Genomic DNA, 14213 nt, shown 5'->3' with positions numbered 1-14213 from the left:
GCAAGCCGTCCCGTCGGCCTTCACCGGACATAACCCCGTCGCCGGATCACAAGCTCCCGCGGTATGGCATTGGTCCGGCGCGTCGCAGAGCACCGGGCTCGTCCCCCCGCAGACGCCCGCCTGGCAGACGTCGTTTTCGCTGCAACCATTCCCATCGTCGCAAGCCGTCCCGTCGGCCTTCACCGGACATAACCCCGTCGCCGGATCACAAGCTCCCGCGGTATGGCATTGGTCCGGCGCGTCGCAGAGCACCGGGCTCGTCCCCCCGCAGACGCCCGCCTGGCAGGCGTCCACCTGCGTGCAGGCATCGCCGTCATCGCAGGCGCTTCCATTGGCCTTGGGGACACTCCCGCACATGCCCGTCGCCGGATCACACACGCCCACGTTGCATGCGTCCGGGGCCTCGCAGACGAGGGCATTGCCGCCAACACACGTCCCCGCCTGGCAGGCGTCCGTCTGGGTACAAGCATTGCCGTCATCACACGCGACGCCGCTGACCGCCACGCACGTCCCGTTGACCGCGGCGCCCGTCACGACGGAGCAGCCGTCGCAGGGACCGCCGTCACACGCGGTATTGCAGCAGACGCCGTCCACGCAGAAGCCGGTCTTGCAATCGGTGCCCAGGATGCAGGCGCTCCCGAGCGGCGCGAGGCCGAAGATCTCCACGCTCGTGTGGTGCATGGAGCTCCCGTCGAAGCCGCCCGCCGCGAGGAGCTCGCCGTTCGGGAGCTGCGTCGCCGCGAAGAAGTACCGTGTTTGCCCCATGGCCGGGCCCGCCGACCAGGTGTTCGCCACGGGGTCGTAGAGGTCGCCGCCCACGCCCCCGCCGACGACCAGGACCTTGCCGTCCGACAAGCGCGCCGCGAAGTGATCATGATGCCCATTCGGCATCAGGGGCGTCGCCACCCAGGTGTTCGCCGCGGGATCGTAGAGCTCCGCCGTCTTCAATCCCGTGGAGGCGAAGGGGGTCGCGTATCCGCCCGTCACGAGCACCTTCCCATTCAGGAGCAGGGTCGCCGTGTGGTCGGTCCGCGTCCCGATCATCGACGCGGCCGGCGACCATGTATTCGTCATGGGATCATAGATCTCCGCGCTCGCCAGGAAGTTTCCGCCGCCTTGCCCCCCCGCGATCAGCACCTTGCCATTCGCGAGCTGCGTCGCCGTGTGACCGGTGCGGGCTTGCGCCATCGCCCCGGCCGAGAGCCACGAGTTCGTCGCCGGCTCGTAAAGCTCGGCGGTCGCCGAGATCCCGCTGCCGCTGCCGCCCGTCACGAGCACCCTGCCGCTGTCGAGCAGCGTCGCCGTGTGGTCTGCCCTGGCCTGGCCCATCGAGCCCGCCGAGGTCCACTGGTTCGTCGTGGGGTTGTAAAGCTCCGCGCTCGCCAGCGTGGGCCCGTTGATCGGCTCCCAGCCGCCGACGAAAAGCGCATTTCCCGTCTTGAGCCCGGTGGCCGTGTGCCTGTACCGACCCTTCAAAAGGGGGCCCGTGACGGTCCAGGAGTTCGTCAGCGTATCATAGACGTCCGCCGAGACCGCGGCCTGGTCGAACCGCCCCCCCGCGATGACCACTTTGCTGTTTCCGACCGGCGCCGCGGCGAGGTAGCTGCGGGCGTAGGCCAGCGATCCCACGGTGGTCCAGACCGGATCGACGAGCACCTCCTCGCCCTCGGCGTCGACCCTCAATTCGAGCCTGGATCCGCTCGCCACGAGGCGGACCGGCACCGTCCGCCCGCCTTCTCCGTACGCGACCGGCGCCGCCACCGCGAGCCGCACCACCCCGGCGTCGTCCACGATCTCGACGCTCTCTCCGCGCTGCCGCACGGTCGCGTCGTCGACCTCCCACGCCGCGACCGGCTCGTCTGCGTGCACGGCGCTCGCCTCGAGGTGCAGCCACTCCTCCACGCCGCCGGGGGCCGCCGTCCAGAACGAGGTCCCGCCGGCGCGCGCATACTTGACCGCCCGCCCGGCAAGCGTGCTCTCGCCCGTGGCCCCGAGCTCCCGCACGGAGACGGTCGCCCCCCCGAACCCCGTCAATCGAATCGATCCCTGCGCCGCTCGGGGCAAGACGACCTGCACATCCATCCGGGTCCGCGGGAGCACCACGAACCCCTCGGGGGCGTCCACGAACGCCTCGCCCTGCTCGAGGATCTGGGCCGCCGGCTCCGGGAAACGTCGTCGTAATGCGCCCTCGGCAGCCGACGCGGGCTCCGCCGCCGGCTCGTCGCCGCAGCCCGTCGGCAGAGCCCCGCCGGTCAAACCCAGCGCGGCGATCGCCCACATCCTCGTGTTCCGCATGCTCGAAAATGTCTTCTTCATCGAGTTGATCTCCCCGTCCCTTCCGGCAAACCCTCACGCCGTCGTGGTCGCTCCGCCTTGCAGCGCCTCCGCCTCGACCTTGCCCGCCTCCGGATTTACGTCCTCGGTCGGCTTCCTGTCGCGCAGGCAACCACGGATCGCCATATTCTGCAAAAAGATTGGCTTGAGCAAGGCCCCGCTTGCCCGCCTCGCACGTCCACGGGGGAAGATCCGCCGGGTTGGCAGCATCGCTCGGACCGACCGCGCGGTGCAAGGGCCCCCCTGCCCCGATGCCAGCCGATTCGCACGATGATAAAATGCCGCGATGAAGCGACATTCAAGGGCTCCTTGGTGTCCTGATCTGCCCGCATTCGCCGAACGCGCAGGCCTCTCGCGCCGAGAACTCCTCAAACTCGTCGGTGTATCGTCGCTCCACGCGATCGGCGCGCGATCTCTCGCTGGTTGCAGCGTGAACGAACCGATCTCGCCGCTCCCCGAGGTTTATGACTACGTCGTCGTCGGCGCCGGATCTGCCGGGTGCCCGCTCGTCGCGCGCCTGCTCTCGGAGCCGGGCGTCACGGTGCTGCTCGTCGAGGCGGGCGGCAGCAACGAGCGCGAGGACATTCGCGATTTCACGCAATGGTGGAAGCTCACGCAGCCGGACTCCGGCGTCGATTGGGGTTATGAGTCCGAACCGCAGCCCGAGCTCTTGAACAGGGCGCAGTCCTACTCTGCGGGCAAGGTGCTCGGAGGATCGAGCTCGATCAACGGGATGGTCTGGGTGCGCGGCCATGAAGACGATTTCGATGGCTGGGCTGCCCAGGGGTGCACGGGCTGGGGCTATGAGAGCGTGCTGCCGTCGTTCATGGCGCTGGAGACCTACCTGGCCGGCGACCCCGCCTACCGCGGCACCATGGGCCCGATCGTCCCGACCGCGGAGCTCACCTCGAAAAATGAGCTCTCCAAGGGCGTGCTCGATGCCGTCGTGAAGCTCGGGTATCCGCTGAACCAGGATTACAATGGCGCCTCGCCCTACGGGGTCGCGTTTACGCAGCTCAACGTCGACGCGAAAACGGGGGCTCGACAGGACGCATTCACGAAGTTCGTAAAACCGCTCCTCTCGAATCTCCACCTGACGATCAAGACGCTGGCGCGCGTCAAGCGCATCACGTTCGATGCAAACCGCAAGGTCGACAAGGTCCTCATCGACGTGAAGGGCGCCGAGATCGCCGTCCGGGCGAGGCGGGACGTCGTGCTCTGCACGGGCACGGTCAACACGCCCCAGCTCCTCATGCTCTCGGGAATCGGGAGCGCCGCCGAGCTCGCAATGCTCGGGATCGAGCACGTCGCCGACGTGCCCGGCGTCGGGCAGAACCTGCAAGATCACCTGGCCTCGGTGGTCGTCAAGAAGCTCAGAATGCCGAGCCCGCCGAGCCACATCACGACCATGGACGTGTCGATGTTCACGAACGGAGCGCCCGGCGCCGTGAACGGTCCGCCTCGGTTCGAGGTCCAGTCGTATTATATGCGCCACGGCTGGGCCGACTATCCCTCGGAGGCGCTCGCGCTCGGCTGCATCAACCTTCACCCCACGAGCCGTGGCCAGGTGAAGCTGCGCTCGGCCGATCCTCGCGAGGCGCCCCTCATCGAGCCGAATTTCCTGAGCACAGCGGAGGACTGGGCCACGCAACTCGAGGGCTACAAGATGATCCGCCAGATCATCAATGCCCCGGAGCTCCTCACCTGGGTCGAGGACGTCGAGCACACGCCGGGGCCGACCGTGGTCACGGACGATCAGCTCAGGGAGGCGCTCCGCAAATACTCCGAGGTCGATTTTCACCCGGTCGGCACGTGCAAGATGGGCGTCGATCCGAGCGCGGTGGTCGACCCGGAGCTCCGCGTGCGTGGCGTGACCGGCCTGCGCGTCGCGGGCGCGGCGATCATGCCGACCATCGTGTCTGGCAATACGAACGCGGCCTCGATGATGATTGGAGACCGCTGCGCGCGGCTGATGCTCGGCAAAGGCTAGGCGCTCGGCCAGCGGCGCCCCGAGGACCCCGCTGCCTCGACCGCGCCAATCGGCTCGCGGCGGTTGACATCCGAAGGCGTCTCCATGTCCTATCCGCGGTCATGAAGCGATAGGTTTGCAGCGCGGCCGAGCCCGCGGGATAGGAGATTGTCGATGACTTCCACACGGATCCGTCTTCCTTTTTTGGCTGCATTGGCGTGGGACTCGAAGCGCAACCAGCTGGTGAGCCTCGGCTTCGGCGACGGGTGGGGCTACGGCAACTTCCCCACCTTGAACGCGTACACGATCGACGCGACCGGGACGACCGCCACACCGCTCACCTTCAACCCCTCCCCGGGGCTGACGCAATTCCTCGACGACAAGCCGGTCAACGCGTCATTCGAGTACGACCCCGATAACGATCGGTTCCTGTACTTCGACGCGCGCCACGACGGCGACCACGGCGCGCCCGACGACGGCGGGCGCATCTTCGTCATCAAGCCCAACGCAACCTCGACCTGGGACATCGAGATTCTCCCGCTCGGCCCGGGCACGAAAAACCCGCCGCAGGCGATTGACGCCGGCATCTACAGCCGGTTCCGCTACGTCCCCGCGCTCAAAGGCTTCGTCTATCTCCAGTCGGCGTGGTACGAGTCGCCTGATCTCTACTTCATCCGGACCGCGGAGTAAGCGCCGGCGCGAATTCGACGAGGGTCGCGCCCATCCCCGGCGCGTAGCGCGCTTCCCCTATGGCGGGCGAGCTTCCTTCGATGATCACCGGAGCCGTCGTGGACTCCTCGCCCAAGGTCAGCCGAGCCGAGGAACGGCTCTAACGATCGCTCGGCACGTAGCCCGCTCACACCCCCTGTAACATCCCCTGTTACAGGTACACCTGAGGAACACCCCGCGGCTCCCCCTCCAGCCGTCTGGCGTCGACGGCGGCCCCTCGGACCGCCCTGAAATGGCGGTTCATCTCGGAAGTTTCCGCGCCGAGCCGTGGCGTGGCGACCTGGCACGCTCGCTGCAGTAGACGCCCCCCGTTCGTTCCACACCCGATCAGAAAACCCCCAGCAGGAAAAATTCCGATGCGCGACGACGTCAACGACATCCGTACCAAGGTCCAGGCGCTGATGGCCCAGGCCCAGGCCGATCTCGCCACCATGGTCTCTTACCAATCGGTCTTCTCGCCGCCGGACAACCCGCCCGCGGATTGCAACAAGATGGTCGTCTGGCTGGCGCAGGCCTTCACCACGGCGGGCTTCACCAATATCAGCGTCCACGTCACCTCCGACAAATCCAAAACGGTGACCGGTTTCAAGCAGGGGCCCCCGGGCGCTCCCACCGTGCTCTTGTACTTCCACCACGACGTGCAGCCCGTGCCGAACAAGGCGGACTGGAACACCGACCCGTGGACGCTGACCCCGAAGAACGACGGCCGCTGGTACGGGCGCGGCGCGGCCGATTGCAAGGGCAACATCGCGGTGCACCTCACGGCCATTCGCGCGCTCGGCGACAACCTCCCGGTGAGCCTCAAGATCGTCGGCGAGGGCTCCGAGGAGCAGGGCACCGGCGGGCTCGAGAACTTCGTCGCCGACCCGAGCAACCATGACCTGCTCGCGGCCGACGCCATCCTGGTGGGGGACGCGGGCAATTTCGCGGACGGGACGCCGACCCTGACCACGTCGCTGCGCGGCATCGCGAACGTGATCGTCGCCGTCGATACCCTCGAGGGTCCCATGCATTCGGGTCAATTCGGAGGCCCCTCCCCCGACGCCCTCGCCGCGCTCATCTCCATGCTGGCCACCCTGCGCGATTCCCAGGGCAACACCACGGTGCGCGGGCTCGACAACAGCATGACCTGGTCGGGGGCACAATACCCGGCGGATCAATTCCGCACGGATGCGCGCGTCCTCGATGGCGTGGATCTGCTCGGCAACGGCACCGTGTCGGACATGCTCTGGGCGCGGTTCGCGGTGACCGTCTGCGGAATCGATTGCCCGTCCGTGGACGATGCCACCCCGGCCGTGCAGGCCCACGCGCGGGCGCTCGTCAGCCTGCGCGTCCCGCCCGGCGTCACAGCGGAGGCGGCGCAGCAAGCCTTGATCAATCACTTGAAGTCGGTCGCGCCCTGGAACGTGAGGGTCACCCTGACCCCGTCCGCGAGCGGCGAGCCCTTCCGCACGTCGACCACGGGGCCGGGCTACAATGCAATGGTCGCCGCCATGGGCGCCGCCTACAACAAAGAGGTCGTCGCCATGGGCCAGGGCGCCTCCATTCCGCTGTGCAACGTCTTCCAGACCTCCTTCCCCAAGGCGGAGATCATGCTCTTCGGCGTCGAGGAGCCGAAGGCGTTGATCCACGCGCCAAACGAGAGCGTCGACCCCTCCGAGATCGAGAACATGGCCGTCTCCCTGGCGGTCTTTCTGCAGAAGTTCGCGACGGCCAAGGGCTCCTGAGCGACCCCGGCTCCCCCCATCCAGCCCCTCCAGCCTCGCGCTGAGCATCGCGGCCGCGCATCGCCCTCCCCCGGCCGTCTGCGCCAAAACCTTGCCCCAGGCAAAAACAGCTCGGGCGCGGAGGGCCGGTCCCTGGAAATTCGATAGAGCCCGTAGGTCGAGCCCGTCCTCGCGCCGCCGATGCTCGAGGACATCACGGGGCCGTAGGCGCGCCGGCGGGCGGCGGCAGCGGGCCGTCGGACTGGCATTGCTCGAAATGCCATCGAGGCTCGGCCCCCGCCATCGACCAGAGGGTCGCGCCGCGGAGGTCGCAGCGCACGAAATTCGCTCCCTGGAACCAGCCATCGGACATATCCACGTCGCGGAGATCGCAATCCTCGAATGTCGTCTCCCGGAACAGAGCCTCGTTCATCCGGCACCCGCGCAGGTGCACGTTGCGGAACGTCGACTGCACGAACTTCGCCGCCGTGAACTGCGTGGCCTCGAAGCGCGTCTCTTCCACCGTCGCGTCGCGAAAGCCCGCCTCCACCAGGTTGCTTCGCGTGAACGTCGAGCGGCGGATCGTCGCGTACCCCAACGGTACGAAATTCATCACGGTCTCGACGAAGATGCAGCCGAGGAGCTCGATGTTGTTCATGTTCGCGGCGCCGAACCTCATTTTCAGGAAATGGCAGTCCTCGAACCGCGCCCCGGTGAGCGTCTCGTTCCTCACCGGGAAATGACTGAAGCGCATTCCTTTCACTTGAATGCGACCCGGAGAATCATCGATACGCGCGGGATCGATCGTCAGCCCCACGTCGTCCGGGTTGCGCCGGTCGCGCGCGATGGCCCATCGTCGATGCTCGAGGAGCCGGTCGTGTGTAATGACGTCTTCCCAGTTACTGTTCACAAATCGAAGCTTCGCCCGAGATCCGGATCTCGACAAGCTGCTCCAAGACACTGGGTTCACTAGGAGCCGCCGCGCCGGGGCTCTGCCCCGGACCCCGCGGGGGCTCTTCGCCCCTCGACCCGAACCAGGGCCAGCCCTGGACCTCTGGGCATCGACTGCGCGAAGCGCAGTCGATGCGGGGAAAGTTTTTCAAGCTGTCCGCCCCCCTCTTTGCGGGGCCAGCCCTGGACCTTTGTGGGAAGAACTGCGCGATGCGCAGTTCTTCCCACAGGCCGCCGCTGCTACCACGTCGCCCGTTGAACCGTCCGCGCGGCTGTCTTGGTTGGCAGGGTCGGTTGCGGTCTTGACCTGGCCCGTTCGATGAACTGCGCATCGCGCAGTTCATCGACCCTGGGTCCAGCGCTTGCGCTGGTCCGGGCCCAGGGGCGGATAGCCCCGGTGGGGCCTGGGGCAAAGCCCCAGCGAAGCGCCTCCCACGAGACCCATGCTCAGCCCCGGCCACCGAGAGCGCGTTCCGAGGGCACAGAAATGGCGGCGTCCCCCGTCCCCGTGGAGCCGATTCCGTCCGGTGTTGCAGCGCGGAACCGCGCCGTGCAAGGGGCCCCCTGCCCGGTGCCAGCCCGTTCGCAAGATGATAAAATGGTGCGATGAAGCGACGTTCAAGGGCTCCTTGGGGTTCTGATCTGCCCGCATTCGCCGAACGCGCAGCCATCTCGCGCCGAGATCTCCTCAAAGGCATCGGTGCATCGTCGCTCCACGCGATCGGCGCGCGATCTCTCGCCGGTTGCAGCGTGAACGAAACGATCTCGCCGCTCCCCGAGGTTTATGATTACGTCGTCGTCGGCGCCGGATCTGCCGGGTGCCCGCTCGTCGCGCGCCTGCTCTCGGAGCCGGGCGTCACGGTGCTGCTCGTCGAGGCGGGCGGCAGCAACGAGCGCGAGGACATTCGCAATTTCACGCAATCGTGGAAGCTCACGCAGCCGGACTCCGGCGTCGATTGGGGTTATGCGTCCGAACCGCAGCCCGAGCTCTTGGACAGGGCGCTGTCCTACTCCGCGGGCAAGGTGCTCGGAGGATCGAGCTCGATCAACGGGATGGTCTGGGTGCGCGGCCATGAAGACGATTTCGATGGCTGGGCTGCCCAGGGGTGCACGGGCTGGGGCTACGAGAGCGTGCTGCCGTCGTTCATGGCGCTGGAGACCTACCTGGCCGGCGACCCCGCCTACCACGGCACCATGGGCCCGATCGTCCCGACCGCGGAGCTCACCTCGAAAAATGAGCTCTCCAAGGGCGTGCTCGATGCCGTCATGAAGCTCGGGTATCCGCTGAACCAGGATTACAACGGCGCCTCGCCCTACGGGGTCGCGTTCACGCAGCTCAACGTCGACGCAAAAACGGGGGCTCGACAGGACGCATTCACGAAATTCGTAAAACCGCTCCTCTCGAATCCCAACCTGACGCTCAAGACGCTGGCGCGCGTCAAGCGCATCACGTTCGATGCAAACCGCAAGGTCGACAAGGTCCTCATCGACGTGAATGGCGCCGAGATCGCCGTCCGGGCAAGGCGGGACGTCGTGCTCTGCACGGGCACGGTCAACACGCCCCAGCTCCTCATGCTCTCGGGAATCGGGAGCGCCGCCGAGCTCGCAATGCTCGGGATCGAGCACGTCGCCGACGTGCCCGGCGTCGGGCAGAACCTGCAAGATCACCTGGCCTCGGTGGTCGTCAAGAAGCTCAGAATGCCGAGCCCGCCGAGCCACATCACGACCATGGACGTGTCGATGTTCACGAACGGAGCGCCCGGCGCCGTGAACGGTCCGCCTCGGTTCGAGGTCCAGTCGTATCATATGCGCCACGGCTGGGCCGACTATCCCTCGGAGGCGCTCGCGCTCGGCTGCATCAACCTTCACCCCACGAGCCGTGGCCAGGTGAAGCTGCGCTCGGCCAATCCTCGCGAGGCGCCCCTCATCGAGCCGAATTTCCTGAGCACAGCGGAGGACTGGGCCACGCAACTCGAGGGCTACAAGATGATCCGCCAGATCATCAATGCCCCAGAGCTCCTCACCTGGGTCGAGGACGTCGAGCACACGCCAGGGCCGACCGTGGTCACGGACGATCAGCTCAGGGAGGCGCTCCGCAAATACTCCGAGGTCGATTTTCACCCGGTCGGCACGTGCAAGATGGGCGTCGATCCGAGCGCAGTGGTAGACCCGGAGCTCCGCGTGCGTGGCGTGACCGGCCTGCGCGTCGCGGGCGCGGCAATCATGCCGACCATCGTGTCCGGCAACACGAACGCGGCCTCGATGATGATCGGAGACCGCTGCGCGCGGCTGATGCTCGGCAAAGGGTAGGCAGCGGCCGACGATGGTCCCGCCAGGAGCCGCCGCGCCGGGGCGCTGCCCCGGGCCCCGCGGGGGCTGTCCGCCCCTCGACCCGGACCAGGGCCAGCCCTGGACCGGTGATGGAAGAACTGCGCGATGCGCAGTTCTTCCACAAGCCGGTGGCAAGACCAGAGGCAGCGTTGCCGGTGCAAGCCGTTCTGGTTGGCAGAGAGCGCGAGGCTCTCTCGAGGCCGCCTGGGGCTGGCGCCGGGAATGTTGCGTGGGGGGCGGTCACGCATCGGGGTGCCTCCGAAAGGGCGGATTCGTGTTCTGGAACGCTGGGCGACGTCTCGAAGCGGGTGGGAGGCGTCTCGAAGGAGGTTCGGCGCGTCTCGAAACGGCTGGGAGGCGTCTCGAAGGAGGTTCGGCGCGTCGATGTACGGCGAAGCGGCGCCCTCGAAGAAGGTTCGGGGCGCCGATGTACGGCGAAGCGGCGCCTCGAAGGAGGTTCGGCGCGTCGATGTACGGCGGGGAGGCGTGCCAAGGCGAGGCGCGGCGGCGTCGAGGTAGGCGTGAAGCGCGCCAAGGCAGAGGTGGCGCGCGTCAAGGCAAGGCGCGGGGATGGACAAGGGAACGGATCGAGGAGGCGAGGCAGCGGCGCGGGGATGCGAGGTAAGGACAGGGGCGCGTCAAGGTGACTTCAGACCGGGACCTCGGGTGACACTTCCTCGCCGCTGGGGATGTCGACCGACTCTCCGCGAGCAATCGGGTTGTCCCCATGGCACGCTGCGCGCGTGCGGACGACGACAGCAGCGCTCGGCATCATCCTCAGCGCGTGCAGCGGAGCACGCGCGGTGCCACGGGAGACGGTCAATCCCGCGAGTGATCCCGCGCTCGCGTCGGTGCAAGCGGAAGGCGTCGAGGGGGTGCGGCGCCAGATGTGGTGGCTCTACGCGGACGACACCGTGCTCTACCGCGGGACCATCGACGCGCGGAACGACCTCGGCGCGATCCCCGACCGGGAGGACGAGGTGGTCTCGGGCTCGATGGTGGGACGCCTCGATCGCCAGCCGATCCCGTCGGTGCTGGGTCCGGCGGTGGCGATCCGTCTCGTGCGCGACGGCGACGATCGCGGCGCGCTGCTCCTGTGGCAGCCATCGAGCGACGCGACGATCACCGGAATCGTCGGCCCGTTCGATCGCACGGACGGCGTGGGCCTCGACGGAACGCGCTGCACGGGCTGCGTGACGCCGTTCGCCGCGGCGCCGTCGTCGATCCACGTGGACGCGCCGGCGACGGGCGCGTGGGGCGACGGCACCGCGGCGCACGCGTGGGCGCGCGGAGAGCTCGCGCGGATCACACGGGGCGCTCTGCGAGCGCCGGAGCTCGCGGCGCTGATCGAGACCGAGACAGGCATCGAGGCCGAGGCGCACGACGGCGCCGTATCGCTCCCGCTCGATGGCGTGCTGTCGCGCGCGCTCGCGCTCGATCCCCCACCGGCCGAGGGCCACACGGCCTGCGCCGAGAGGCGCGCGTGGACCGCGGTGGGCACGATTGCGCTGCCCGACCTGACGGTGCAGGTGACGGACGTCGAGCTCGGCCCCTCGCGCGCGGAGTGCTGCATCCCGGTGCACGTGCCGTGCAGCGGGCCGAGGTGCGTGCCGGTGCCCGGGCGTTGATGAATTTTGCGTCGCCAAAACCCAATCAGCAAGGAGGTGAGGAAATCATGGTGGACATCCTTCACAGAATCGGCATCAAGGCGCCTGTCGCGCGTGTCGCCGAGGCCCTATCGACCGTCGCTGGCGTGGCGGGTTGGTGGGCCCAAGACACGACCGGGACCTCCGGGCTCGGGGGTTCGATGACCGCGCGCTTCACCGATTCGGCCGGGAAGGAGATCGGCAAGATTGCCTTCGACGTCACGAAGGTGGATCCGAACACGACGGTGCACTGGCGCTTCACGGACGGGCCGCCGGAATGGATCGGCACCGACTTGACCTTCGACCTGTCCCAGCAGGGCGAGTACACGATTCTGGTGTTCGGCCACCGGAACTGGCGCGAAGCGGTCGAATTCACCGCCCATTGCAGCATGAAGTGGGCAACGTTCCTCTTGAGTCTCCGGGCGCTGGCAGAAACCGGTCGGGGCACGCCGTCTCCCGACGACCTCAAGATCGACAACTGGAACTAGGAGCACGTCATGCGACCCCTTCGGTATTCCATCAATGTCACGTTGGACGGGTGCTACGATCATCGTGCAGGCTCCACGGACGAAGAGATGCATCGTCACGCGACCGAGACCCTCGCGCAGGCCGATGCCCTCCTTTTTGGCCGGGTCATCTACGAAATGATGGAGGCCGCGTGGCGGCCGCCGGCGGAGACGGGCGTGAGGCCTGATTGGATGACCGATTGGATGGAACCCTTCGCCCGGACGGTCCACGCGGCAAAGAAGTACGTCGTGTCGAGCACCCTCGACCGGGTCGATTGGAACGCGGAGCTCCTGCGCGGGGATCTGGGGAAGGCCGTTCAGCAGCTCAAGCAGGAGTCGGGCAAGGGACTGTACGTGGCGGGCGTGAAGCTCCCGCTGGCGTTGGCAGAGCTCGGATTGATCGATGAATACGAGTTCATCGTGCAGCCCAGGCTCGCCGGCCATGGGCCGACGTTGTTCGCGGGGCTCTCCAAGCATGTCGACCTGAAGCTCGTGGGCCGGCTGGAGTTCCGCTCGGGGGCGGTGGCGCTGCGATATGAGCCGAAAAAGTAGATCGCCGAGGCGTAGGTAGACTGCACCATGATCTCTCCATGGACGAAGGCTGCGTTCACGGCCTCGATCGGCGTGGTCGCGGCGTGTCGCGGCGCGGCGCCGTCGCCGTCGAGCATCCCGTCGCCGTCGAGCATCCCGTCGCCGTCGAGCATCCCGTCGCCACGAGCGAGCGCTGCCCCGAGCCCGCCCGACGGGGACGCTCCTCGGGCCCCCTCGAGCGACGGAACGTGTAACACCGAAGCGCCGAAGGTCGACGCGGCGTTCACGCCGGTCACGCTCCGCTTCGAGAAGCGCCCCGATGGAACGACCACGGTCGAACCCGAGGTCGCGAGGCGATTCCCGGCGATCAGCGACGATGGTCGAAGCATCGCCATTCTCGACGAGCGATGGACCATCGAGGAAGAAAGCAGCCTGCACCTCGCCATCCTCGACGTCCGAACGAACAAGCAGGCCGTGTTCACGCTCTCGGCCCAGTCGGCACGGGCCACCCGTCGCCCGCAGGCGCAGCGAGCCTTGGACAAGAGCCGCTGGCAATCGCTGATCCCGGGAAAGATCGGCGGCAAAGACTGCGGCCCTTCCGAGGTCGCCGTCGATCCACACGCGCTGCGTTTCAACGCGGTCGCGTTCCAGTTCGTGGGCGAGGGCGACGAGGTCGAGCTCTTGCGGCGCACGCGCTCCGGAGACGCCAAGCTGCCGCTCGTCACGCAAGGGCTCCCGGGGACGATGGGCTCTGCGGCTGTGCCGACGCGAGACGTAGGCGGGTCCTGTGGGGCCTGGGATCACCTGGAGGCGGGCTGGGTGTCTCAGGACGGCAGGGTCTACGTGTTCAAGCTCGGCGCGAACCTCGGTGGCCGATGCGGTCCCGCGCCCACGCCCGTCGAGTATTGCTCCTGGGTGTCGCAATGAAGAAGTCCGTTGCAGCCCGCAAACCCTGACGCCTACGTCGGATCTCTGGGTGGCAACGCGCCACCGTGGAGAAGTTGCGGGCTGCCGGTAGGGGAGACGCATGTTCGATCACGTCGTATTCGGAGTCAGTGACTATGCCGCGAGCAAGGCATTTTTCCTCGAGGCACTCGAACCCCTCGGCGTAGCCATTGTCTCGGAGGGGCCGCTTGGCGTCGAGCTTTGTCGCCCCGGCAGCAATGCTTCGCTGTGCATCCGCCGAATCGAGGAGAAGACAACGCATCTCCACTTGGCCTTCACGGCCGAGAATCGCAAGCAAGTCGAAGACTTCTACCGCGCGGCTCTCGAGGCTGGGGGCAAAGACAATGGTGCGCCTGGTCTGCGCCCTCAGTATCACGCGAACTACTATGCAGCTTTCGTCCTTGGTCCGGACGGGCACAACATCGAAGTGGTTTGCCACGAACCCGAGGCCTGACCCTTCGTTGCACCCCTCGATGCGGCGGCAGGCGCTCCTACACGCAGGGCGGGTGACGCTGGAGAACGGGCTGCGGGTGGTGCTGTGGCGCGCCGCTCCTCGGCCTCGATC

11 protein-coding genes are annotated in these 14213 nt (G+C 67.3%); 9 read left to right on the top strand and 2 right to left on the bottom strand.

Annotation, left to right across the window (positions count from 1 at the left end; translation table 11 throughout):
- A partial coding sequence (locus QHF85_RS08545) for a kelch repeat-containing protein (RefSeq protein ID WP_281326588.1) occupies positions 1 to 2316 on the bottom strand: 2316 nt, incomplete at its 3' end.
- Between the two features lie 448 nt (positions 2317 to 2764).
- On the opposite strand from QHF85_RS08545, the gene QHF85_RS08540 reads away from it, so the two are divergent.
- The 3 genes from QHF85_RS08540 (at position 2765) to QHF85_RS08530 (ending at position 6759) form a co-directional block, all read left to right on the top strand.
- On the top strand, positions 2765 to 4324 hold the full coding sequence (locus QHF85_RS08540; protein WP_281326587.1) for a GMC family oxidoreductase N-terminal domain-containing protein: 1560 nt from the start codon (positions 2765 to 2767) through the stop codon (positions 4322 to 4324).
- A 153-nt stretch (positions 4325 to 4477) separates the two neighbouring features.
- On the top strand, positions 4478 to 4993 hold the full coding sequence (locus QHF85_RS08535; protein ID WP_281326586.1) for a hypothetical protein: 516 nt from the start codon (positions 4478 to 4480) through the stop codon (positions 4991 to 4993).
- Between the two features lie 395 nt (positions 4994 to 5388).
- The gene (locus QHF85_RS08530) at positions 5389 to 6759 is read left to right on the top strand and encodes a dipeptidase (protein ID WP_281326585.1); all 1371 of its coding nucleotides are present in this window, start codon (positions 5389 to 5391) and stop codon (positions 6757 to 6759) included.
- A gap of 193 nt (positions 6760 to 6952) precedes the next feature.
- On the opposite strand, the gene QHF85_RS08525 is transcribed toward QHF85_RS08530, so the two are convergent.
- Positions 6953 to 7648 (bottom strand): pentapeptide repeat-containing protein, encoded by a 696-nt coding sequence (locus QHF85_RS08525; protein ID WP_281326584.1) that lies wholly within the window; start codon positions 7646 to 7648, stop codon positions 6953 to 6955.
- 791 nt (positions 7649 to 8439) lie between these two features.
- Here QHF85_RS08525 and QHF85_RS08520 point away from each other — a divergent pair.
- From QHF85_RS08520 to QHF85_RS08495, 6 genes are all read left to right on the top strand, one after another.
- Positions 8440 to 9999: a GMC family oxidoreductase N-terminal domain-containing protein gene (locus tag QHF85_RS08520; protein WP_281326583.1), complete on the top strand. Its 1560-nt coding sequence runs from the start codon at positions 8440 to 8442 to the stop codon at positions 9997 to 9999.
- A 764-nt stretch (positions 10000 to 10763) separates the two neighbouring features.
- Positions 10764 to 11648, top strand: coding sequence for a hypothetical protein (locus QHF85_RS08515; RefSeq protein ID WP_281326582.1), 885 nt, complete (start codon positions 10764 to 10766; stop codon positions 11646 to 11648).
- 47 nt (positions 11649 to 11695) lie between these two features.
- Entirely contained in the window at positions 11696 to 12154 is a 459-nt protein-coding gene (locus QHF85_RS08510) for an SRPBCC domain-containing protein (protein ID WP_281326581.1), read from the top strand.
- 9 nt (positions 12155 to 12163) lie between these two features.
- Complete coding sequence (locus QHF85_RS08505) at positions 12164 to 12724, top strand: dihydrofolate reductase family protein (RefSeq protein ID WP_281326580.1); 561 nt, start codon at positions 12164 to 12166, stop codon at positions 12722 to 12724.
- Positions 12725 to 12751: 27 nt separating this feature from the next.
- Positions 12752 to 13630, top strand: coding sequence for a hypothetical protein (locus tag QHF85_RS08500; protein ID WP_281326579.1), 879 nt, complete (start codon positions 12752 to 12754; stop codon positions 13628 to 13630).
- Between the two features lie 100 nt (positions 13631 to 13730).
- The gene (locus QHF85_RS08495; RefSeq protein WP_281326578.1) at positions 13731 to 14102 is read left to right on the top strand and encodes a VOC family protein; all 372 of its coding nucleotides are present in this window, start codon (positions 13731 to 13733) and stop codon (positions 14100 to 14102) included.
- The last annotated feature ends 111 nt before the right edge of the window (positions 14103 to 14213 follow it).

It is taken from the genome of Polyangium sp. 6x1, from assembly GCF_029946515.1.
In the GTDB taxonomy this organism is placed as follows: Bacteria; Myxococcota_A; Polyangia; order Polyangiales; family Polyangiaceae; genus Polyangium.
The sequence above is the reverse complement of the archived record's forward strand: the minus strand, read 5'-3'. Positions and strand labels throughout refer to the sequence as shown.